Consider the following 21,125-nt stretch of genomic DNA (forward strand, 5'->3'; position numbering starts at 1 on the left):
CACGACCGCGGGGGAAACCGCGGCGGCCTCCGTCCCGTCATTCTGGAGGAACGCATGAGGCTGCTTCGGTCGATCTACGGCCAGGTCCTGCTCGGCATCGCGCTGGGCATCGCGGTCGGGGTGGTGGCCCCCGATTTCGCCGTGGGCTGCAAGATCCTCGGCGACATGTTCATCAACCTGATCAAGATGATCGTCGCCCCCGTCATCTTCTGCACGGTCGTGGTCGGCATCGCGCATGTCGGCGACATGAAGAGCGTCGGCCGGATGGGCCTGAAGACCATCCTGTACTTCGAGGTCGCCACGACGGTGGCGCTCGCCGCGGGCCTCCTGTTCGTCAACCTGCTGCGGCCGGGCGACGGCGTGAACGCCACGGTCGACAGCCTCGATGCCAAGCTCGTGGCCGGCATCGCCGGCAAGGCCCACGCGCAATCGCCGATGGAGATCGTCGCCAACATCATCCCGCACAGCGCGGTCGACGCCTTCGCCAAGGGCGACCTGATCCAGGTGATGTTCTTCTCGGTGCTGGTCGGCATGGGGCTCGCGATGCTGGGCCGGCGCGGCGAGTTCCCGCTCAAGGTGGTCCACGCCTTCGGCGACGTGCTGATGAAGGTCGTCGGCCTGATCATGCACTTCGCGCCGATCGGCGCCTTCGGGGCGATGGCGTTCACCATCGGCAAGTTCGGGCTCGGCATCCTCGCCCAGTACGGGATGCTGATCGTCTCCCTCTACCTGACCTTCATCGTGTTCATCGCGGTCTTCCTCGGCGGCGTGATGCGGTTCTACGTCGGCCTGAGCCTGTGGAAGCTGTTCCGCTACAGCCGGGAGGAGCTGTTCATCCTGCTCGGCACCACGAGCTCGGAATCGGTGCTGCCGCGGATCATGGCCAAGCTCAACGGCCTCGGGGTCGACAAGAGCGTCACCGGCCTCGTGATGCCCGCCGGCCTGTCCTTCAACATGGACGGCTCGTGCATCTACCTGACCATGGCGATCGGCTTCATCGCCCAGGCCCTCAACGTGCCGCTGACCTGGGAGCAGGAGCTCGGCATCCTCGCCATCGCGCTGGTGACCTCGAAGGGCGTGGCGGGCGTGGCCGGCGCCATCCTGTTCGTGCTCGCCGCGACGCTCCAGGCCTCGCAGCTCCTGCCGGTGGCGGGCATCGCCCTGATCATCGGGGTGGACCGCATCCTGAACGAGCTGCGCTGCGTGACCAACGCGGTCGGCAACATGGTGGCGACCCTCGTGATCGCCCGCTGGGAGGGCAAGATCGACCTCGCGCACGCCCGGGCGGTGCTCGACGGCCGCATCACCCCGAACCTCGACCTCCTCGACGACGAGGACGAGGCGGCGGACGCGATCCCCGCCCGCGAGCCGGCGGCGGCCTTGCGCCGCCCCCTCCCCGCTGCCGTGCCGGCGACCTGAGAAGGATCCTCCATGCCCAAGGTCATCATCAGCGAGTTCATGGACGAGGCCGCGATCGCGGCCGAGCTCGCCGGCCTCGACGTGCAGTACGATCCCGGCCTCGTCGACCGGCCCGGGGACCTCGCCGCCGCCGTGGCCCGGGCCGACGCCCTGATCGTGCGCAACCGGACCCAGGTCCGCGGCCCCCTGCTCGACGCCGCCCGCGACCTCAAGGTCGTCGGACGCCTCGGCGTCGGCCTCGACAACATCGACGTCCCGGCCTGCCGGGCGCGCGGCATCGCGGTCTACCCGGCCACCGGCGCCAACGACGGCGCGGTCGCCGAGTACGTGGTCGCCACCGCGCTGCTGCTCCTGCGCGGCGCCTACGGGGCCACGGCCCGCGTGGCGGCCGGGACGTGGCCGCGCAACGCCCTGATGGGCCGCGAGATCGCCGGCAAGCGCCTCGGCCTCGTCGGCTTCGGGTCGATCGCCCGCGAGACTGCCCGGAGGGCGGCGGCCCTCGGCATGACGGTCGCCGCCCACGACCCCTTCGTGGCCGCGGGCGACCCGGCCTGGAACCCGGCCTACGGCCCCGTGCAGAGCCAGGCGCTCGACGCGCTGATCGCCCAGAGCGACGTGCTCTCGCTGCACGTGCCGCTCACCAATCAGACCCGCGGGTTGATCGACGCGGCGGCGCTGGCGCGGATGCCTGCGGGCGCGATCCTGATCAACGCGGCAAGGGGCGGGGTCGTGGACGAGGCCGCCGTGGCGCAAGCCCTGCGCTCCGGCCATCTCGGCGGCGCGGCGCTGGACGTGTTCGACCGCGAGCCCCTCGACGCGGCGGCGGGCGCCGTCTTCGCCGACGTGCCGAACCTGATCCTGACCCCGCACATCGCCGGGGTGACGCAGGAATCGAACGTGCGCGTCTCCGCCGTCACGGCCGCGGCCGTCCGCCGCCATCTCACGGAGCGCTGAGCCGATGCCGAACCTGACCCTGTCGGAGGCCGAGGCCCTCGCCGCCGACGCCCTCGTCCGCTGCGGCACGGCCGAGGCCGCGGCCCGGAGCGTCGCCCGCGCCCTGGTCGGCGCCGAGGCGGACGGGCTCAAGGGCCACGGCCTGTCGCGGGTCGCGCCCTACGCCGCGCAGGTCCGGGCCGGGAAGGTGGCGGGCGACGCGGTCCCGCTTGCGTCGCGCCCGCGGCCGGGCCTGCTCGCGATCGACGCCGCCCACGGCTTCGCCTACCCGGCGATCGACCTCGCCCTGGAGGCGCTGCCGGGCGTCGCGCGCCAGCAGGGCGTGGCGGCGGCCGGCATCCGCCGCTCGCACCATTGCGGCGCGGCCGGCCGCCCGGTCGAGGCCCTGGCCGAGCAGGGATGCGTCGCGCTGCTCTTCGCCAACACGCCCGCCGCGATGGCGCCCTGGGGCGGGCGGCAGGCGGTGTTCGGCACCAACCCGCTGGCCTTCGCCTGCCCGCTGCCGGGCCGCGCGCCGATCGTGGTCGACCTCGCCCTGTCGAAGGTGGCCCGCGCCAACATCGTCGGGGCGGCCAAGCGCGGCGAGCCGATCCCCGAGGGCTGGGCCCTCGACGCGGAGGGACGCCCGACGACCGACGCCACGGCCGCCCTCGACGGCACCATGGTGCCGCTGGGCGACGCCAAGGGGACGGCGCTCGCCCTGATGGTCGAGCTGCTGGCCGCCGGCCTCGTCGGCGCGCGCTTCGCCGGCGAAGCCTCCTCGTTCCTCGACGCCGCGGGCGACCCGCCGGGGACCGGGCAGCTGATCCTCGCCCTCGACGCTTCGGCGCTCAGCCCGGACGCGCCGGAGCGCTTCGCGGCGCTGGCCGGCGCGATCGAGGCGCAGGACGGCGCCCGGCTCCCGGGCAGCCGCCGGCTCGGGCTCCGCCGCCGGGCCGCCGAGGCGGGCCTCGACGTGGCCGAAGCCCTCGTGGCCGAGATCCGGGCGCTGTGAGGCGTAACGCCTGTGCGGAGGAAGAACCCGTGATTGCTCCCGTCGGCAGGGCGACGTAAGCGAGAGGAGGGAGAGGTGCTGGACACAACCTTCGACGCTCTACCCACGGATGGGGCTCTGCGTCGTCACGCGATGGAACGGTCAGGCGAAGGGCAGGCAGGTTCGGGGCGCGCAGACTCGGGGCGCGCAGACTCGGGACGCGCCGGCGCGGTCGGCTTCCGCCCGCTCTACCGGCAGGTCTACGACACGCTGCTGAAGCGCCTGGCCGACGCGGTCTGGCAGCCCGGCCAGATCCTTCCGAGCGAGGGGCAGCTCGCCGCCGAGCTGGGCGTCAGCCAGGGGACGGTGCGCAAGGCCCTCGACGCGCTCACCGCCGACAGCCTGCTGGTGCGCCGCCAGGGCCGCGGGACGTTCGTGGCCGACCACGACGACAAGCAGAGCGTCTTCCGCTTCCTGAAGCTGCGGCCGGACGGCGACGGCACCGGCATGCCCACGAGCCGGGTCACGGGGATCGCGGAGGCGGCCGCCAGCGCCGACGAGCGCGGGCGGCTCGACCTCGTGCGGTCCGCCCGCGTGGTCCGGATCGAGCGCGTGCGCGCCGTCGACGCCAAGCTGTGCGTGGTCGAGACGATCAGCGTGCCCGCCGGCCTGTTCCCGGGCATCGCCCAGATCGAACTGCCGAACACCCTCTACAGCCTCTACGCCACCCGCTACGGCATCACGATCGCCACCGCCAACGAGCGCCTGAAGGCCGTGGCGATCGGGCCCCGCGAGGCCGAGCTGCTCCAGGTGCCCGCCGGAACCCCCGCCCTCGAGATCGACCGCGTCGCCATCGACCTCGAGGAGCGGCCGGTCGAGTGGCGCCTCTCGACCTGCCTGACGCAGGACATCCACTACCTCTCGGTCCTTCGCTGACCGGGATCCCCCCGACGCGCCGTCCCGCAGTCGAAGGCGGGGCGCGCCGAACCGGACCTCCGCTGCCACAGCCTGAACGGGGAGCGCGCGATGACCGATCGCGGAAGACGGGACTTCATGCGGCTGAGCGCCCTCGGCGCCCTCGCCGCGCTCGGGGGCGTGCCGCGCGCACGGGCGGCCGACGGAGGGACGCTGCCCTTCGGCAACGGCGAGCGGCCGCTCGTGGCCTATCCGGGCAAGCGGCCGCTCCTGCAGATGACCGCGCGCCCGCCGCAGCTGGAGACGCCGTTCGCCGTCTTCGACGGCGGCGCGATCACGCCGAACGACGCGTTCTTCGTCCGCTACCACCTCGCCGACATCCCGACCGAGATCGACCCGCAGGCCTTCCGCGTCGCCGTGACCGGGCAGGTCGAGCGGCCGCTCTCCCTGTCGCTCGCCGACCTCAAGGCGATGCCCCAGACCGAGATCGTCGCGGTCAACCAGTGCTCGGGCAATTCCCGCGGCTTCTTCGAGCCGCGCATCGCCGGCGGCCAGCTCGCCAACGGCGCCATGGGCTGCGCCCGCTGGACCGGCGTGCCGCTCAAGACGGTGCTCGACCGGGCCGGCGTGAAGGCCGGCGCCGTGCAGGTCGCCTTCAACGGCCTCGACGGGCCGGTCCTGCCAGAGACGCCGGACTTCGCCAAGGCGCTGAGCCTCGACCACGCCCGGGACGGCGCGGTGCTGCTCGCCTGGGGCATGAACGGGCAGGACCTGCCCTGGCTCAACGGCTTCCCGCTCCGCCTCGTGGTGCCGGGCTACTACGGCACCTACTGGGTCAAGCACCTCGACAGCATCGCCGTCCTCGATCACCCCTTCGAGGGCTTCTGGATGAAGACGGCCTACCGCATCCCCGACAATCCCTGCGCCTGCACCGAGCCCGGCAAGGCGCCGGACAGGACCGTCCCGATCGGCCGCCTCAACGTCCGCTCCTTCCTGACGAACCTGACCGACGGCGCGCCGGTGAAGGCGGGTCCGGTCGCCCTGCGGGGCATCGCGTTCGACGGCGGCTCGGGCATCCGGGACGTCGCGGTCTCGGCCGACGATGGCCGGACCTGGAGCGCGGCCCGGCTCGGCCAGGATCTCGGCCCCTACGCCTTCCGCACCTGGACCGCGGAGGTCGATCTCGCGCCGGGCGCCCACGCCCTGCGCGTGCGGGCCACGGGCAACGACGGCGCGACCCAGCCGATGGAGCCGCGCTGGAACCCCGCCGGCTACATGCGCAACGTCGTCGAGACGACCCGCGTGCGCGCGGCCTAGAGGGAGGATCGGCATGTTCAGCACCCGCCCGCTCCGCGCGTCGGTCGTCGCGATCGCCGCCGCGCTGGCCGCGACACCCGCGCTGGCCGCGCCCGAGACCTACGCGCTGCCGGAGCCGACGGCGCAGTTCCGGCCGGCCCCGGATGCCGCGCACGCGGCCGGCTTCCAGGCCGCGCAGGAGAACTGCCTGACCTGCCACTCAGCCGACTACGTCGCCATGCAGCCGCCCCGGAAGGGGCAGGCGTTCTGGGACGCCGAGGTCGCCAAGATGATCAAGGTCTACCGGGCGCCGATCACGGAGGAGCAGGCCCGGGCCATCGCCGGCTATCTCGGCGCGGCCTACTGAGCGCCGAGACCGGGCAGGAGGTCGCGCGATGACCGTCAGAACCGCCGTGCCGGACCGGTCCAGGGCCGCGCCGACCGGGTCGCGGGGGGCCTCCGCCTGGGCCGGGGCGGCCGGCACCCTGCTCCCGGGCCTGCTCCTGTGCCTGGGCATCACCGCGGTGGCGCAGGCTCTGCAGGCCGGCGAGGAGCACCTGACCGGCCATCCCTACGTCGAGGCCCTGGTGCTGGCCATCCTGCTGGGGACGGCCGTGCGGACCGCCTGGGTGCCGGGCGCGCGCTTCAAGGCCGGGATCGCCTTCTCGGCCAAGCAGGTGCTGGAAGTGGCCGTCACGCTGCTCGGCGCCGCGGTCAGCCTCGGGGCGATCGTCGCCTCGGGCCCGGCGCTGCTGGCCGGCATCGTCGGGGCGGTGGCGCTGACCATCCTGGCGAGCTGCGCGCTCTGCCGCGCCCTGGGCCTGCCGGTGCGCATGGCGCTGCTGATCGCCTGCGGCAACGCCATCTGCGGCAACTCGGCGATCGCCGCGGTGGCGCCGGTGATCGGGGCGGACAGCCGGGACGTGGCGGCGGCCATCGCCTTCACGGCGGTGCTGGGCGTGCTGATGGTGCTGGGCCTGCCGCTGTTCGTGCCGCTCGTCGGCTTCAGCGAGCACCAGTACGGCGTGCTGGCGGGCCTGACCGTCTACGCGGTGCCGCAGGTGCTGGCCGCGACCGTCCCGGTGGGCCCGCTGGCCACGCAAGTGGGCACGCTGGTCAAGCTGGTCCGGGTGCTGATGCTCGGGCCGGTGGTGCTGGCCCTCTCGCTCCTCGCCCCGCGCCTGCCGGCGGCGGGAGCGAGCGCCAAGCCTGCTGGGGGAAGCGCCCCCGGGAGCGCCCGGCGCCGGCCCGGCTTCTTCAAGCTGGTCCCGTGGTTCATCCTCGGCTTCCTGGCCCTGGCGAGCCTGCGCTCGCTCGGGCTGATCCCGGACGCCTGGGTCGCGCCGATCTCCCGCCTCGCCGGCTTCCTCACCATCGTGTCGATGGCCGCGCTCGGCCTTGGGGTGGACGTGCGCGTGCTGGCCCAGGTCGGCGGCCGGGTCACGATGGCGGTCACCGCCTCGCTCGGCGTGCTGCTGGCCATCGCCGTCCTGCTCATCCGCGGCCTCGGGATCGGCTGAGCCGGTCGCCGGCGGCGCGCCGCACCCGTTGGCGTCCACGCGCGGGTGGCCCGGGCTCCGCGAGCGCGATCGCGCCGGGGAAGCGGCTCACACGCAACGGTGGCGGTCGCGCACGGCGGACAGCGATGTCGCGCGCCCGGGAGCGTGAAAGTCCCCGACGAGACGACATCATCCGGGCGCCGATGCAGACGTTAAGCGCGCAACGGGATCGGCGGTGCCACGATGCCGCCGGGGCAGGATCGCGATCGCCGCGACGTCTGACGAACAGGCAGACGTCTTCGCGCCGAACGCGGCCGAGCAAGACGACAGCTCCGAATGTGGGGTGTCCGCGGCGCAACGCCCGACGGGATATGAGTGAACCCTCCGCGCCCGTCCCGTCCATACATGCGCCGGACTGCCCGGCGCGGCACCGATATTCGGCCTCGTGAACGACGGAGATCACCGAATATTTGCGCACAGGAGACAAATATTCGAAGCAGAGTTTTGCCCCGCGCACGCCGTTAACCACGGTTTTCAATATTTCTGAAATTCGAGGCCGCTAATATGCGGATATAACCTGGGATTGAACTGCTACAATGATGACCCCCTCGACGAGAGCGAAGTAGCGAGACGCCGCGTTGGGACTGTATTCCAAGCTGCGGGCCGCACTCGCTGAAGATGCCCTCCTCGCGCGTGGCGTGAAGCGCTCGCTCGTCGACGGGCTGTATCAGCCGTTCGCGTCGCTCGCGGTCGGCGCCGCGTCCGGGACGATCGTCGCCACGGCCGCGGCGTTCTGGTCCGACGATCGCGCGATCACGGTGACCGCGTTCGCGGTCGGCCTGATCGGCCTCACCCGCATCGTACTGGCTCGGATCTACCTGACGAAGGGGCCGCAGAAGCACGATCGTTACGAGCTCTGGGAGACCTACTTCTCCCTCGGCGCGTTCGCCTACGCCGCGTCGCTCGGCATCCTGTCGTTCCTCATCACGACGCGGTCGTCCAACCTCGCGCTCCAGGTCATCACCCCCACGTTCACGATCGGTTACGCCGCGGGCATCTCGGGCCGCAATGCGGGCCGCCCCCTGCTGGCCATCGCGCAGGTGCTCCTGTCGGCGATGCCGCTGTCGGCGGGTCTGCTCGTGTCGGGCGACGGCGAGCGGGCCTCGCTCGGCATCCTCTCGCTCCTGTTCGCCTACGGCATGATCGACATCACGCTCAGCACGCGCGAGATCATCGTGTCGGCCCTGGTGACGACGCGCGAGAAGGAGGCGCTCGCCGAGAAATTCCAGGCCCAGGCCAATCTCTTCGACATCGCGTTGCGCAACATGTCGCACGGACTGTGCATGTTCGACGCGCGCGGCCGGCTCCAGGTCTGGAACGACCAGTTCCTCTCGATATCGGGCATTCCCTCGAACCGCATCCACACCAATTCGACGGCCAAATCGCTGTACGCATTGAGCCGCGCCATCATCGATGAGCGGACCGCGGGGCGCGGCGCGACGCTCTCGACATTCTCGGCGGCGTCGAACGCGTTGAGGTCGGGAAACTTGGTCCTGATCCTGCCCGACGATCGCGTGGTCTCCCTGATGCAGCGGCGGACCGCCGAGAAGGGCTACGTGATCATCTTCGAGGACATCACCGAGCGGCGTCGGAGCGAAGCCCGCATCCAGCAGATGGCGCGTTACGACGATCTGACGGGCCTGCTCAATCGCAGCAGCTTCAAGGCCAAGGTCTCCCAGGCGCTGAAAGCCAGCGCCAGCAGCAAGGGCGAGTTCGCGGTCCATCTGCTCGATCTCGACCACTTCAAGGTCATCAACGACACGCTGGGGCATCCGGCCGGAGACAGGTTGTTGCAGATGGTGGCGGACCGGCTGCGCGGGATCGGGGCGCTGTCCGGATCGGTCGCCCGCCTCGGCGGCGACGAGTTCGTCATCGTCCAGCAATCCGTCACGTCGCCGGCCGTCGCGGAGGATCTCGCGCAGCGCGTCCTGCACGAGCTGGAGCGACCTTTCGATATCGACGGCACTCACGTCACGGTCGGCGCCTCGATCGGCATCGCGATCGCCCCGTTCCATGCCAACGACGAGGACAGGCTGCTGAAATGCGCCGATATCGCCCTCTACGCCATCAAGGGGGCCGGCAGGAGCGGGTTCAAGATCTTCCAGCACGAGATGGAAGCGGCCACGCGCGCGCGGCACGCCCTCGAGTCCGATCTCCGGGCCGCCCTGACCAACGGCGAACTGGAGCTGCACTATCAGCCGATCGTCGACGCGAGCACCGGGGCGATCGTGAGCTGCGAGGCCCTGCTACGGTGGCAGCACCCCGTCTCCGGCTACATCCCGCCGTCGGACTTCATCCCGGTGGCCGAGGACACGGGGCTCATCGTCCAGCTGGGCGACTGGGTTCTGAACGAAGCGTGCCGCGAGGCCCGGAACTGGCCGTCGACCGTGAGCGTCGCGGTCAACATGTCGCCGCGTCAGTTCGGTGATCCGCAGCTGGCCTTCCACGTCATCGGCGCGCTGAACCGCTCCGGCCTCCCGGCGCATCGCCTGGAGCTCGAGATCACGGAGAGCGTGACGCTGGGCGCGACGCACAAGATCGTCGAGACCATCCACACGCTCCGCCAGCTCGGGATCCGCCTGTCGATCGACGATTTCGGAACCGGTTACTCGTCCCTGAGCTCCCTGAGAAACTTCGCCTTCGACAAGCTGAAGATCGACCGGTCGTTCGTGTGGGACCTGGACAGGAAGGCCGAGTCGACCGCGATCATCCGGGCGATCGTCGGGATGGGAAGGAGCATCGGGATGGCCATCGTCGTCGAGGGCGTCGAGACGGAGACGCAGCTCTCCATCCTCCGGGCCGAGGGCTGCGATCTGATCCAGGGCTACGTGTTCAGTCGTCCGGTCGCCGCATCCCAGATCCGGGCCATGCTCGCGGCCGCGGAGCCCGTGACGAAGCTAGCGAGCTGACCCCGCCGGCCCCCGCGCGGTCACCGTGCGGGCCTGAGCGGCCTGGGCTTTTCCCCTGAGCCTGTCCTGCGCCAGGACGAGCCGCTCCATGATGCTCAGATCCCTGTCCGTGAGATTCATCGCGGCGGCCGCCCAGACCGAGACGATCTTTCTCAGTTCCTCCAACGATATGCGATTGACCTCCCGGGCGGCTCGATAGATCGCCTGCTGCCCGTTGCGGCGCCGGTGGTTGCCGGCGATGTACGCGCGCACGGCCGCTTCGCCCTGGCCACGCTCGGCGAGGACGTGAACGATTCCCAGTTCGTGCATCTCCTCCGCGGTGTAGGTTCTCCCATCGAGGATCATCTCCTGAGCCCTGATGGTCCCCAGACGCCGGGCGAGGAAGCTGTAGGCCCCCATACCGGGGAAGAGCCCGAAGAGGATCTCCGGGAAGCCGAACTTGGTGCCCTTCTCGGCGATGATCACGTCGAACGAGAGCAGGCCCTCGAACCCCCCGCCCAGCGCGTCGCCCTGAACGAGGCCGATCGTGATGATCGGCAGGTTCAGCGCGTTCATGTTGCGATGAAGAACATCGACGCACGCGTTGCCGTAACCGACCAGCGCGGCCTCGTCGCCCGCGCGGATCTTGCTCGCGAACAGGCTCAGATCACCGCCGAGACTGAACACGCCGGGAAATCGTGAACCGAAGACAAAGTAGTTCAGGTCGAGGCTGCCGTTGCCGAAACCGCGCTCGATGCCATCCTGCAGGCGGCTGAAGTCGGCCAGCATCTCGGGATTCTGGCACGGGCGGCCCTGCGGGCGCATGAAGGCCCACAGGGTGCTGGTGTCGGTTTCGAGATTGACTTCGATCTGAGCGAGTTCGGAAAGGCCGTGGTCGGGAGACGAGACGGTCGGCGCGATCCGCTTCTCGCTCGGCCGCCGCGCGGCCGTCGGACGCCGTCGCAGCGGCACAGGACCAGGGTATGGCACCAAGTCTTTGGCGAGACCTGTAATAGACGCCATCGTATTCGGATCCGTTAAGTGATCCTTAACCGTATCTCAGCCGGCGTTGCGGAGCTAGGCAGCCGGAGCGGCCCTCCTCAGATAATTAAGCTTTGGTTAATGCCGGCCTTTTAGCCACCTTTGCTTGCGAGGCGGGCCTCTCCGGACGAGAGGCCCGCCGACGCCCCGGCGGCTGCCCTGACCCTCGACCTCCACGGCCTCGACGGCGCCGGCTCGGTCCGGCGGGATCGCGGACGGCAGGCGTGAAGCGGCACGCCCGCCGCTTCCGCGCGAGACCGGGTCCGCCGCGGGGACGCGCGGTCAACCGCGCGACGGACGCCTCAGCGGCACCCCGTAACGGCTCCGATCTCCGATCATGCGAGTCGGCGCAATGCTCGCTGCGCCGATCGCCGATCGCCGATCGCCGATCATGACGATTGCTGTCTCCATCCCCAGCAGTTGTATTATAGACGAGTAGCATACCAATAGTTGCACAATATTATCTGTTCGTTATAAATTTTCATGTCTATCGAGACCATGATCCGAGAGCGATCCGACGACGAGAGCGACGAGAAGCCGGCACTCTATCTATGGTTGACGACAGCGTTTCTCTATTTCTGCACCGCAGCTTCGACACTGAGCCTGGCCAGTAGCGGACACGACATCGCTGCCTTATGGCCGGCCAATGCCATTCTGGTCGCCCTGCTGCTCTCCCATGACAGGGTGCGATCGGGCACGGTGCTGAGCGCCGGATTGGCCGCGAACATCGCGGCCAATGTCCTGACGCGGGGGACTTTGATCGGCCCGTTCCTGTACAGTCTCGCCAACCTCGCCGAGGTGATGTTGGCCGTCCGTCTCCTGCGAAGGACCTACGAGCAGGACGCCCTGCTGCAATCCACGAGATCCGCCCTGCGGTTCGTCGCGATCGCGGGATTGCTGGCACCGGCCGCGAGCGGCGTCCTGGGAGGCTTGACGGCGCATCTCGTCTTCGGCGAGCCCCTGTTGCGCTCGTTCGGCACCTGGGTCGCGAGCGACGGCCTGGGACTCATCGTCTTCACGCCCTTCCTGCTCGCGCTGTTCCGAGGCGATTACGCGCGTGCGCTCGCGGAGCGGAGCTGGCGGGACCGGCTCGAAGCGGCCGCCTTGCTCGTCCTCGCAGGCTCGGTCGCGTACGCGACCTTCTTCTGCACCAGCCGCCCCTTGCTGTTCCTGATCTTCCCGCCCCTCATCCTGATCGCTTTCCGGCTGGGCCGCCTGGGTGTCACCGCGGCCGTGATGGTCGTGGCCGTCATCGGAGGCGTCGCCACGATGTACGGTCGCGGGCCGATGGTCCTGATCGCGGCCGACGCCGTCACGCAGGCGCAGGCGTTCCAGGTGTTCCTGGCCTTCATCCTGCTGACCTGCCTGCCCGTCGCGGCGGAGGTCTCCGCGCGGGCGCGGCTGACGGCCGAGCTGGCCGCGCACGATCGGGAGATGACGAGGAGCGCCTTCACCGATTCCCTGACAGGACTGCTCAACCGTGCGGGCTTCGAGCATCAGATCGAGACCATCCTGCCCGTCAGGGCACTCCCGCCCGTCAGCCTGATCGCGATCGACATCGATCACTTCAAGCAGATCAACGACCGCTGGGGGCATCCGGCGGGCGATCGCGCGCTCGAGACTCTCGGATTGCTGCTCGCATCGCAGATCCGCCCGGGGGATCTGGTCGCGCGCCTCGGCGGCGACGAGTTCGTGATCCTTCTCCGCGAGAGCGACCTCGAGCGCGCCAGGGCGGTGTGCGAGCGGATCCGCGCGAGCGCACGCGCCTTGCCGTTCTCGACCGGTGCCGGGACCGAAGCGCCGGTCAGCCTGAGCATGGGCTTGGCCGTCGCGCGCGTGGGCGAGGGCTACGAAGCGCTGGCTCAGCGGGCCGACAGCGCTCTGTACGAGGCGAAGCACGCCGGCCGCGACGCCCTGCGATGGGCCGCCTGACTCCGGGATCGACCCTGACCGGCGGCGATCCGGGCCCGGTCGTTTGGCCGTGAAACGCCTGCCCCGTAGGATCGGCCGATGAGACGCCGCCACCTCGTCGGACCGATCCTCTGCGTCGCGCCGCTCGCCCTCCTCTTCGGGACGGCCGACGGTCCCGCGGGCTCCGCGGCCCCCGGGCTGGTGCCGCAGGCCGAGCGCGCGGATCTCGTCCGCGTGGAGAAGGCGCAACGGCGCCTGACGCTGCTGCGCGGCGGACGCGTCCTGGCGGTCTACCGCGTCTCGCTGGGCTTCGCGCCGATCGGCCCGAAGGCGAGGGAAGGCGACGGCCGAACACCCGAGGGTCGCTACCGCATCGCGGGCAAGAACCCGGACAGCATCGCCCACCTCGCGCTGCGGATCTCCTATCCGGACGCCGCCGACCGCGCCGCGGCGTCCGCGGCCGGCGTGCCACCCGGTGGAGACATCATGATCCACGGTCTGAGGAACGGGTTCTCCTGGGTCGGTCGCCTGCATCGTCTGATCGACTGGACGGATGGCTGCGTGGGCGTGACCAACGCCGAGGCCCGCGCGATCTACGCGCGGGTCGAGGTCGGCACGCCGATAGAGATCCGGAGCTGAGCGGGATCGGGCGCCGTCGGGCGGAGCGTTCGGGGCCGGACGGCGCGCGGCCGGGGCGCCTCAAGGCCCCGCATCCCCGGCGGCCGCGCCCGGCCCCGCGGGCGGGCGCCACGGGAGCGGATCGAACGAGCGCCGGAGCGCCTCGAGGAACCGCTCCGTCCGGGCCGCGCGCGACCGCCGTTCCGAGCCGAGCAGGGCGACGACCGGCGCCGACGGCAGGGCGTAGCCTTCGAGCAGGCGCGCCAGCCGCCCCGCGCGCAGGTCGTCGGCGACATCCCATTCCGAGCGCACGATCACGCCGAGGCCCGCGAGGGCCCAGCCCCGCACCACGTCGCCGTCGTTGCTGACCAAGCCCGCATCCACCCTGACGCGGACCTCGGCGCCGTCCGCCGCGCGGAAGCGCCAGAGCGTCACGTCCTCGTCGTTCTCGCGCAGCGCGATGCAGGTGTGATCCCGCAGGTCGGCCGGCACGCGCGGGGCCGGATGCCGGGCCAGGTAGGCGGGCGCCGCGCAGAGGATCCGGTCGTTCGGCGCGAGGGCGCGCACGGTCAGGCTCGGGGTCGCCTCCCTGATCTCACCGACGTGGATCGCGAGGTCCCAGGTCTCGGACGGGATGCGGCCCAGGCGATCCGAGAGCAGCAGGTCGATCCGCACGCCCGGATGCCGCAGCCGGAACGCCGTCACGACCGGGGCCACGTAGCGGCGCCCGAAGCCGAGCGGGGCGACGACGCGCAGATGTCCGGTCACCGCGCCGACGCGCTCGGCCAGGGCGTCGGCGAGATCGTCGAAGGCGCCGAGGAGGTCGCGACCGCGCTCGGCCAGCAGCTCCCCCTCGTCGGTCAGCGTGAGGCCGCGGCCGGACCGGTCCACCAGATGGACCCGCAGCCGCTTCTCCAGGCTGCGCAGCCGCTGCGTCACGGCGGGGGGCGACACGTTCAGGCTGCGCGCCGCGGCGGCCAGGGACGGGCTGGCCGCGACCGCGACGAAGAAGCGGAGATCGTCGGTGTCGAGCATTAAGGCCGACCTTAATCCAGAATGCCGAACAGATTAATGGCGTCTCGCGGTCCGGCATGATCTGTCACCCGGCAGCGAGACAGGGAGGCGTGGACATGCCGGAGACCGGAGTCGGGACGCAGGTGCCGTCAGCGGAGGCCGACGGGGCGTCGGATCCTCTTCAGACACCGTGCCTTCTCCTGGACGAGGCGCGGCTGCGCGCGAACCTCGCGGGGCTGCGGGCGCACCTGGACCGGCTGGGCGTCGCCTTCCGGCCGCACCTGAAGACGGCGAAGTCGATCGACGTCGCCCGCCTGGCGATGACCGGTCCGGCCGGCCCGGCGATCGTCTCGACCCTGCGCGAGGCCGAGTACTTCGCCGAGGGCGGGGTCCGGGACATGATCTACGGCGTCGGCATCGTCCCGCAGAAGCTCGACCGCGTCGGCGCGGTCCGGCGCCGCTGGGGTGCGGACCTCGCCGTGGTGCTCGACTCGATCGAGCAGGCGGACGCGGTCGCCGCCTGGGCCGCGCGGACCGGCGACCGTCTGCCGGTCCTGATCGAGGTCGACGCCGACGGGCATCGCTCCGGCGTGAAGCCGGCCGACGCGGCGCTGCTGGTGGCGATCGGGCGCGCGCTCGGCGCGGGGGCGGACCTGCGCGGCGTGCTGCTCCACGCCGGCGACAGCTACGGCCTCAGCGATCCCGAGGATCTCGCCGCGGCCGCGGAGGGCGAGCGCGCGGCGGCGGTGACGGCGGCCACGCTCCTGCGCGCGGCGGGCCTGCCGTGCCCGGTGGTGAGCGTCGGCTCGACGCCGACCGCGCGCTACGCCCGGAACCTCGACGGGATCACCGAGGTCCGTGCCGGCGTGTTCATGTTCGGCGACCTGTTCCAGGCCGGCGTCGGCTCCGTCGCGGTCGACGACATCGCGGTGAGCGTGCTCGCCACCGTGATCGGGCACCGCCGCGACAAGGGCTGGATCATCACCGATGCCGGCTGGATGGCGCTGTCGCGCGACCGGGGCACGGCCCGGCAGGCGGTCGATCAGGGCTACGGCGTGGTCTGCGACCGCGCCGGCCGCCCCTACCCGGACCTGATCGTCGCCGACGCCAACCAGGAGCACGGCATCCTCGCCCTGCGCCCGGGCTCCCGCGCCGCCCTCCCCGACCTGGCCATCGGCGACCGCGTGCGCGTCCTGCCGAACCACGCCTGCGCGACGGGCGCCCAGTACGACCGCTATCACGTCCTCGACGCCGACGGGCGGGTCGCCGCCGTCTGGCCGCGCATCAATGGCTGGTAGGCGGCGCCGACCGTGACGTCGCGGATCAAGTGCCTCGCGAGCACCCGGCGGCGCTGGACGCGGCGGGAGCCCGCCCGGACACCGCGAGGCGCGTGACCGCCGCCCTCCTCGGGGCGGCGCATGCCGCCCGCGCGCACTGACGCGCGCACCGGGCCCCGTCGGCGCGGCCCGAGGCCCCCGGCACCGACGCCGCCCGATGCGGCGCCCGATACGGAAGGAGAAGCCCATCATGACAGCCCACCGGTTCGACGCCGTCCTGTTCGACCTCCTGACGGCCCTGCTCGACAGCTGGTCCCTGTGGGACTCGGTCGCCGGCAGCACGGAGGCCGGCCGCCGGTGGCGGGCCGAGTACCTGCGGATCACCTACCGGACGGGGGCGTACCGGCCCTACGAGGATCTCGTGGCGGAGGCCGCCGCGGCGGTGGGCCTGCCGCGCCGCCTCGCGGCGGACCTCGAGGACCGCTACGGCGAGCTCCGGCCCTGGCCCGGCGTGACGGAGACCCTGCAGGCGCTCGCGGCGCGCTCCGTGCGGCTCGGCGTCGTGACCAACTGCTCCGAACGTCTGGGTCGCATCGCCGCCGGCTGCCTGGGGGTCGAGCTCGACGCGGTCGTCACGGCGGAGCGCGCCGGGTTCTACAAGCCCGATCCGCGTCCCTACCGGCTGGGACTGCAGGCCCTCGGGGTCGAGCCGGCGCGCTGCCTGTTCGTCGCGGGCTCGGCCTTCGACCTCGTGGGCACGGCGCAGGTGGGGCTGGCGACGTACTGGCACGACCGCGTGGGCATGGCGGCCCCGGACGGCGCGTCGCCCCCGCTGGCGCACGAGACCACCCTCGATCCGCTGCGCACCTGGTTCGATCCGGGCGCGCGCTGACGCCGACCTTCTCCGGGCGCGGCGGGAGTGAAGGCGGGGCGGGCGACGGGCCGGCAGAGGGCACCTCCCGACCCGCGCGAGGCGACCGCATGTGCCGCCGCGCACCGGGCGGCCCGGCGCGAGCTTTGCCTTTCGGCCGTCGCCCGGTCCATGTAGCCGCCCATGATCCGCCTCATCCCCAGCCTGCCCGCGGCCTACGTCATCGCGCGGGTGGTGTGGCCCCTGCCGGTGCCGCTCGCGCTCAGGCTCGGCCTCGCCGCGCTCCTCCTGGTCGCCTCCCAGTACCACCTGTGGAGCCGCCTCTCCTCCGGGTCGGTCTTCGCGCCCGAATTCCCGCGCCCGATCGTGATCCTGTTCAACTGGGCGTTCGGTGCGATCGCGCTGGCGGCGGTGATGCAGCTCGGCCTCGATGCCGTCGCGCTGATCTCGCTGGCTCTGCCCGGGGGCGGCTGGGCGATCCCGACCGCCTGGCGCATCGCGGTGGCCTCGACGGCCGCCGGCCTCTCGGCCGTCGCCGTGTGGCAGGCCGTGCGCGTGCCGCCCCTGAAGGACGTCCCGGTCGCGATCGCGGACCTGCCCCCCGGCCTCGACGGCTACACGATCCTGCACCTGACTGACCTGCATATCAGCCGCCTGTTCCCGGCCGCCTGGGCGCGGGCCGTCGTCGCGCGGGCCGACGCCCTCCAGGCCGACCTGATCGTCGTGACCGGCGACTTCATCGACGGTTCGCTGGAGGCCCGGCGAGACGACGTCGCGCCGCTGCGGGCCCTGCGCGCGCGCGACGGTGTCTGGGCCGTGCCCGGCAACCACGAGTACTTCTTCGACCACGATTCCTGGATGCGCCATCTCGCGGGCCTGGGGATCCGCGTCCTCGCCAACACCCACACGATCCTGAGGCGCGGGGGCGGCGCGCTGGTGCTGGCCGGCGTCACCGACCGCTCCGCGCCCGCCACGGGGCATCCGGGGCCCGACCTCGACGCGGCCCTGGCGGGCGCACCGCCGGGCGCGCCGATCGTTCTGCTGGATCACCAGCCGGCCAACGCCGCGCGGGCCGCGGCGCGCGGCGTGGCGCTCCAGCTCTCCGGCCACACCCACGGCGGCATGATCCGCGGCCTGGACCGGCTGGTGGCGCGCGGCAATTCCGGGTTCGTCTCGGGGGCGTACCGGGTCGGGGCCATGCGGCTCTACGTCAGCAACGGCACCGGGCTCTGGCCCGGCTTCGCCCTCCGGCTCGGGCGTCCGTCGGAGCTGACGCGGATCACCCTGCGGGCAGCCACCTGACGCGCGCGCGCCGCCGCGCGGCTTCTCGCACGGGTCAGCGATCGAGGCCCGGGAGGCCCCAGCGCCGGCCGAAGCCCGCATCGCCGGACACTCGGCTGTTTCCCCCGGGAGGGGCCATGTTCGTCGGAACGGCTGCCCCGGGTCGCTGCCGGATCGCCCCCGCTCGGAAGCTGCCGGCCGGCTCGCGGGAGAAGAGCGGTGAGAGCGGCCCCTGCGCGCGTGCCGGACAGCGCCAGTCCCAGGACGAAGCCGGGCCTCGACGAAAGGTCAGGCCATCGCACCCTCGATTAAACCTTCTCGTCGTATCCCCCGGATACCATCTTGGCTCCGGCGAGGTCGAACAGTGCTGCAGGAGACCGTATCGAATACCCAGCGCGAGGCACTCCGCCAGCAGGCGCTGGCCGAGATCGCCCTCCTCGACACGCCGCCGGAGCGCGAGTTCGACGCACTCGCCAGGCTCGCGCAGCGCATGCTCGGCACCGGCATGTCCTCGATCACCCTGATCGACCCGGAGCGCCAGTGGTTCAAGGCGCGTTGCGGTCCCTTGGCGGCCGAGACGCCGCGTGCCCAGGCGTTCTGCCCCGTCGTGTTCGAGACGGAGGCTCCGCTGATCGTGGCGGATGCCAGCCTCGACCCGCGCTTCGTGGCCAGCCCCTTCGTCACGAACGCCCCGTACATCCGCTACTACGCGGGCGTGCCGGTCCGCGTCCGGCAAGCCGACGGCGACAAGATCACGATCGGCACGCTCTGCGTCCTCGACGAACAGCCCCGCGAGCCGACGGCGACAGACCTGGAGGTGCTCGAAGAGCTGGCCTGCATCGCGGAGGCCCTGATCGAGGCGCGCGCCGTGGCCCTGCGCGCAGCCGAGGCTGCCGAAGAGCGCCGGATGGCCGTCGAGGGCCTGGAGCGTGAGCGCCGCCAGTTCAAGCAGGCGGAGCGCATGGCCGAGATGGGCTCGTACCGCTACGATATCGAGACGCGGTCGACCTCCTGGTCGGACGGCGTCTTCGTCATTCACGAGCTGCCCGTCAGCGGCGGTGTGCCGATTGGCGCGATCATGAACTTCTTTCCCGAGCCCGATCGCGCCCTCTTCCGCGCGGCCGTCAGGCGCGTGCTGGACACGGGCGAGCCGTTCGAGATGGACGCCGATTTCGTGACCGCCAAGGGCAATGCCCGGCGCGTGCGGTGCTCCTGCGAGATCGAGTTGGTCAAGGGTAAGCCCGTCGCCCTCATCGGCCTGATCCAGGACATCACCGAACGGCACAGCTTGGAGCAGCGTCTTCGCCATCAGGCGCGCACCGATGACCTGACGCAACTCGCCAACCGGGCCGAATTCCACCGCGCGCTCGACGCGCGGCTGCGCGAGGCGCGCGCTTCCGACGACGATGTGGCTGTCCTCCTGATCGACCTCGACGGCTTTAAGGGCGTGAACGATCGCCTCGGGCACGCGGCCGGCGACGAGGTTCTGCGTTGCGTGGCCGAGCGGTTGCGCGCGCCCTGCTACGCCGGTTGCTTCCCGGCACGGTTGGGGGGCGACGAGTTCGCGATCCTGGTGCCTGCCGCCTGCGATGGCGCGGGCGTGCAGGCGATGGTGCGGCGCCTCCTGCACGACCTCGAGATGGTCGTGAAAGGGCAGGGTCAGATCGCGCGGGTGACGGGAACGATCGGCCTCGCGCGGTCACGAGAGGCCGGACAGGACCGCGACGTGCTGCTGCGCCACGCCGACGCGGCCCTCTACGCCGCGAAGCGTAAGCAGAAGGGGACGGCTGAGACCTACTCGGCCGCGACGGATCAGACTGCCACGCCGGTTCGCGGCGCGTCCGCTCTCGAGTTGGCTCCTCACCGACGCCTCTGACGCGGAGTCGGCCACACGACCCTCTGGCTCGGGTCCGGCGGACGAGGGCGCAGACGGGATGGGCGAAGGCGCGCGGCGATCGTCGCGCCGCCCGGAGCGGATGGCGAGGCGGCGGAAGCGCGCCGACCACGCCGGCGTGCGCGGCGATCCAGCGGTGGCGTCCGAGATCCTCGCTGCCCTCGCCGCCGCGCCGTGCGATGCGCGGCGTGATGCTGCGGGATCGGCACGGGTGCCGGGAGCGACCCGGCCGCAACGAGGAGCGTGGCTCAAGAGGCCGTCACCACGCGGCCTGGAGGCCGGCGGTGAACACCTGGGCGGTAGCGCCCGGGCGGACGTCGCCGGTATAGCCCACCGACAGCCGCACGCCCTCGGCGACCGCCCCCGTCAGGCTCACCCCCAGAACCGCGCCGTCCCGGCCCAGCGCGCTCGTCCGGCCCGCGAACCCCGCCCCGAACAGGCTCGAGCGAACCACCGCCGCCGTGTCGGCCAGCTCGTGCGCCCAGTACGCCCGACCCTCCAGGCGCAGGTCCGGAATGCCCGCCACCGCCCAGCTCGTCACCCGCCCGCCGACCAGGCTGCGCGCCGCGTCGAGGTCGGCCACCGCGAAGCCCTGCCCGCCGAAGCCCTGCCCGACCAGACCGCCCCGCTCGGACACACGGCCCCGCGTCAGCCGGTCGTAGCTGAAGCCCACCTCCGGCACGACCTCGACCGGCAGGCCGGTCGCCAGCGCGTACCCGGCAAAGCCCGACACCCCGCCGTTCCAGCCCGACGACACCCCGGAGGCCTGCGACACCGCCGCGCCCAGCGCCACCGTCCGGTCCACCCGCCCGTCCGCGTACGACACCCCCGCCGTGCCCCGCAGCACCACGGCGCCCAGCCGCGTGCTCGCGTACAGCGTCCCGCCGTAGCTGTCGGTGGTGAACCGACCCAGCCCCGCGCCCCGCGACGTGCCGCCCGCGCGCAGGTAGCTGAACGCACCGCCCACCTGCGTGTCCGCCCCGACCTGACGGTCGACGCCCATCAGCAGCCCGCCCGCGTCGAACCCGGCGCCCGCCGCCGCCCGGTCGCCGGCGCGCGCGCCGAACCCGTACAGCGCGTCGGCCCAGACCCGGCCCTCGCCCACCGCAAGCGGCGGCGCCGCCGCCCCGGCGCCGCCGCGCACCTGCAGCGCCGTGCGGTTCGGGCCCGGGCCCGGATCGCCCGCGCTGAACGCGCCCGCGCCCCCGCCCAGC

17 protein-coding genes and 1 pseudogene are annotated in these 21,125 nt (G+C 72.1%); 14 read left to right on the forward strand and 4 right to left on the reverse strand.

Going from position 1 to position 21,125, the window contains the following annotated elements; all coding sequences use genetic code 11:
* Positions 1 to 54: 54 nt before the first annotated feature.
* From ACQKQD_RS29065 to ACQKQD_RS29100, 8 genes are all read left to right on the forward strand, one after another.
* Complete coding sequence (locus ACQKQD_RS29065; RefSeq protein WP_331289321.1) at positions 55 to 1,419, forward strand: cation:dicarboxylate symporter family transporter; 1,365 nt, start codon at positions 55 to 57, stop codon at positions 1,417 to 1,419.
* A gap of 12 nt (positions 1,420 to 1,431) precedes the next feature.
* The gene (locus ACQKQD_RS29070; RefSeq protein WP_427510286.1) at positions 1,432 to 2,373 is read left to right on the forward strand and encodes a hydroxyacid dehydrogenase; all 942 of its coding nucleotides are present in this window, start codon (positions 1,432 to 1,434) and stop codon (positions 2,371 to 2,373) included.
* Positions 2,374 to 2,377: 4 nt separating this feature from the next.
* Positions 2,378 to 3,367, forward strand: coding sequence for an Ldh family oxidoreductase (locus tag ACQKQD_RS29075; protein WP_042672188.1), 990 nt, complete (start codon positions 2,378 to 2,380; stop codon positions 3,365 to 3,367).
* 75 nt (positions 3,368 to 3,442) lie between these two features.
* Positions 3,443 to 4,282 (forward strand): GntR family transcriptional regulator, encoded by an 840-nt coding sequence (locus tag ACQKQD_RS29080; RefSeq protein WP_049961882.1) that lies wholly within the window; start codon positions 3,443 to 3,445, stop codon positions 4,280 to 4,282.
* Positions 4,283 to 4,372: 90 nt separating this feature from the next.
* Positions 4,373 to 5,578 carry a molybdopterin-dependent oxidoreductase gene (locus tag ACQKQD_RS29085; RefSeq protein WP_427510287.1) on the forward strand — a complete coding sequence of 402 codons (1,206 nt, stop codon included), beginning with the start codon at positions 4,373 to 4,375 and terminating at the stop codon, positions 5,576 to 5,578.
* A gap of 13 nt (positions 5,579 to 5,591) precedes the next feature.
* Positions 5,592 to 5,924 carry a sulfite:cytochrome C oxidoreductase subunit B gene (locus ACQKQD_RS29090; RefSeq protein WP_091681709.1) on the forward strand — a complete coding sequence of 111 codons (333 nt, stop codon included), beginning with the start codon at positions 5,592 to 5,594 and terminating at the stop codon, positions 5,922 to 5,924.
* A 28-nt stretch (positions 5,925 to 5,952) separates the two neighbouring features.
* The gene (locus ACQKQD_RS29095; RefSeq protein WP_427510288.1) at positions 5,953 to 7,077 is read left to right on the forward strand and encodes a YeiH family protein; all 1,125 of its coding nucleotides are present in this window, start codon (positions 5,953 to 5,955) and stop codon (positions 7,075 to 7,077) included.
* 617 nt (positions 7,078 to 7,694) lie between these two features.
* Complete coding sequence (locus tag ACQKQD_RS29100) at positions 7,695 to 10,025, forward strand: putative bifunctional diguanylate cyclase/phosphodiesterase (protein WP_427510289.1); 2,331 nt, start codon at positions 7,695 to 7,697, stop codon at positions 10,023 to 10,025.
* On the opposite strand, the gene ACQKQD_RS29105 is transcribed toward ACQKQD_RS29100, so the two are convergent.
* The gene (locus ACQKQD_RS29105) at positions 10,014 to 11,027 is read right to left on the reverse strand and encodes a crotonase/enoyl-CoA hydratase family protein (protein ID WP_091681712.1); all 1,014 of its coding nucleotides are present in this window, start codon (positions 11,025 to 11,027) and stop codon (positions 10,014 to 10,016) included. The genes ACQKQD_RS29100 and ACQKQD_RS29105 overlap by 12 nt on opposite strands.
* 501 nt (positions 11,028 to 11,528) lie before the next feature.
* Between ACQKQD_RS29105 and ACQKQD_RS29110 the strand changes: the two genes are divergently transcribed.
* Both ACQKQD_RS29110 and ACQKQD_RS29115 read left to right on the forward strand, forming a co-directional pair.
* The gene (locus ACQKQD_RS29110; RefSeq protein WP_427510290.1) at positions 11,529 to 12,977 is read left to right on the forward strand and encodes a diguanylate cyclase domain-containing protein; all 1,449 of its coding nucleotides are present in this window, start codon (positions 11,529 to 11,531) and stop codon (positions 12,975 to 12,977) included.
* A gap of 78 nt (positions 12,978 to 13,055) precedes the next feature.
* Complete coding sequence (locus ACQKQD_RS29115; RefSeq protein ID WP_091681716.1) at positions 13,056 to 13,595, forward strand: L,D-transpeptidase family protein; 540 nt, start codon at positions 13,056 to 13,058, stop codon at positions 13,593 to 13,595.
* A gap of 60 nt (positions 13,596 to 13,655) precedes the next feature.
* On the opposite strand, the gene ACQKQD_RS29120 is transcribed toward ACQKQD_RS29115, so the two are convergent.
* Positions 13,656 to 14,609: a LysR family transcriptional regulator gene (locus tag ACQKQD_RS29120; RefSeq protein ID WP_427510291.1), complete on the reverse strand. Its 954-nt coding sequence runs from the start codon at positions 14,607 to 14,609 to the stop codon at positions 13,656 to 13,658.
* A 95-nt stretch (positions 14,610 to 14,704) separates the two neighbouring features.
* Between ACQKQD_RS29120 and ACQKQD_RS29125 the strand changes: the two genes are divergently transcribed.
* The 4 genes from ACQKQD_RS29125 to ACQKQD_RS29140 all read left to right on the forward strand — a co-directional run bounded on the left by ACQKQD_RS29125 (position 14,705) and on the right by ACQKQD_RS29140 (position 19,893).
* Positions 14,705 to 15,886, forward strand: coding sequence for an alanine racemase (locus tag ACQKQD_RS29125; protein ID WP_427510292.1), 1,182 nt, complete (start codon positions 14,705 to 14,707; stop codon positions 15,884 to 15,886).
* Between the two features lie 229 nt (positions 15,887 to 16,115).
* Entirely contained in the window at positions 16,116 to 16,757 is a 642-nt protein-coding gene (locus ACQKQD_RS29130) for an HAD-IA family hydrolase (RefSeq protein ID WP_427510293.1), read from the forward strand.
* A 162-nt stretch (positions 16,758 to 16,919) separates the two neighbouring features.
* Entirely contained in the window at positions 16,920 to 18,038 is a 1,119-nt protein-coding gene (locus ACQKQD_RS29135; protein WP_427510294.1) for a metallophosphoesterase, read from the forward strand.
* Positions 18,039 to 18,381: 343 nt separating this feature from the next.
* A complete protein-coding gene (locus ACQKQD_RS29140) occupies positions 18,382 to 19,893 on the forward strand; it encodes a diguanylate cyclase domain-containing protein (RefSeq protein WP_427510295.1) in 1,512 nt (503 codons plus the stop codon).
* Between the two features lie 74 nt (positions 19,894 to 19,967).
* On the opposite strand, the pseudogene ACQKQD_RS29145 reads toward ACQKQD_RS29140, so the two are convergent.
* Both ACQKQD_RS29145 and ACQKQD_RS29150 read right to left on the reverse strand, forming a co-directional pair.
* Positions 19,968 to 20,134: pseudogene (locus ACQKQD_RS29145) on the reverse strand (IS5/IS1182 family transposase); the annotation flags it as partial.
* A gap of 36 nt (positions 20,135 to 20,170) precedes the next feature.
* Positions 20,171 to 21,125: autotransporter outer membrane beta-barrel domain-containing protein (locus tag ACQKQD_RS29150; protein WP_427510296.1), on the reverse strand; the 955-nt coding region annotated here is incomplete at its 5' end.

Origin of the sequence: Methylobacterium sp. NPDC080182, from assembly GCF_050281105.1 — a bacterium.
Classification (GTDB): Bacteria; Pseudomonadota; Alphaproteobacteria; order Rhizobiales; family Beijerinckiaceae; genus Methylobacterium.

Bases quoted from the DNA above. Each gene is read 5' to 3' on its own strand.
- ACQKQD_RS29065 (WP_331289321.1), top strand. From the start codon at position 55: ATGAGGCTGCTTCGGTCGATCTACGGCCAGGTCCTGCTCGGCATCGCG.
- ACQKQD_RS29070 (WP_427510286.1), top strand. From the start codon at position 1,432: ATGCCCAAGGTCATCATCAGCGAGTTCATGGACGAGGCCGCGATCGCG.
- ACQKQD_RS29075 (WP_042672188.1), top strand. From the start codon at position 2,378: ATGCCGAACCTGACCCTGTCGGAGGCCGAGGCCCTCGCCGCCGACGCC.
- ACQKQD_RS29085 (WP_427510287.1), top strand. From the start codon at position 4,373: ATGACCGATCGCGGAAGACGGGACTTCATGCGGCTGAGCGCCCTCGGC.
- ACQKQD_RS29090 (WP_091681709.1), top strand. From the start codon at position 5,592: ATGTTCAGCACCCGCCCGCTCCGCGCGTCGGTCGTCGCGATCGCCGCC.
- ACQKQD_RS29095 (WP_427510288.1), top strand. From the start codon at position 5,953: ATGACCGTCAGAACCGCCGTGCCGGACCGGTCCAGGGCCGCGCCGACC.
- ACQKQD_RS29105 (WP_091681712.1), bottom strand. From the start codon at position 11,027: ATGGCGTCTATTACAGGTCTCGCCAAAGACTTGGTGCCATACCCTGGT.
- ACQKQD_RS29110 (WP_427510290.1), top strand. From the start codon at position 11,529: ATGTCTATCGAGACCATGATCCGAGAGCGATCCGACGACGAGAGCGAC.
- ACQKQD_RS29115 (WP_091681716.1), top strand. From the start codon at position 13,056: ATGAGACGCCGCCACCTCGTCGGACCGATCCTCTGCGTCGCGCCGCTC.
- ACQKQD_RS29120 (WP_427510291.1), bottom strand. From the start codon at position 14,609: ATGCTCGACACCGACGATCTCCGCTTCTTCGTCGCGGTCGCGGCCAGC.
- ACQKQD_RS29125 (WP_427510292.1), top strand. From the start codon at position 14,705: ATGCCGGAGACCGGAGTCGGGACGCAGGTGCCGTCAGCGGAGGCCGAC.
- ACQKQD_RS29130 (WP_427510293.1), top strand. From the start codon at position 16,116: ATGACAGCCCACCGGTTCGACGCCGTCCTGTTCGACCTCCTGACGGCC.
- ACQKQD_RS29135 (WP_427510294.1), top strand. From the start codon at position 16,920: ATGATCCGCCTCATCCCCAGCCTGCCCGCGGCCTACGTCATCGCGCGG.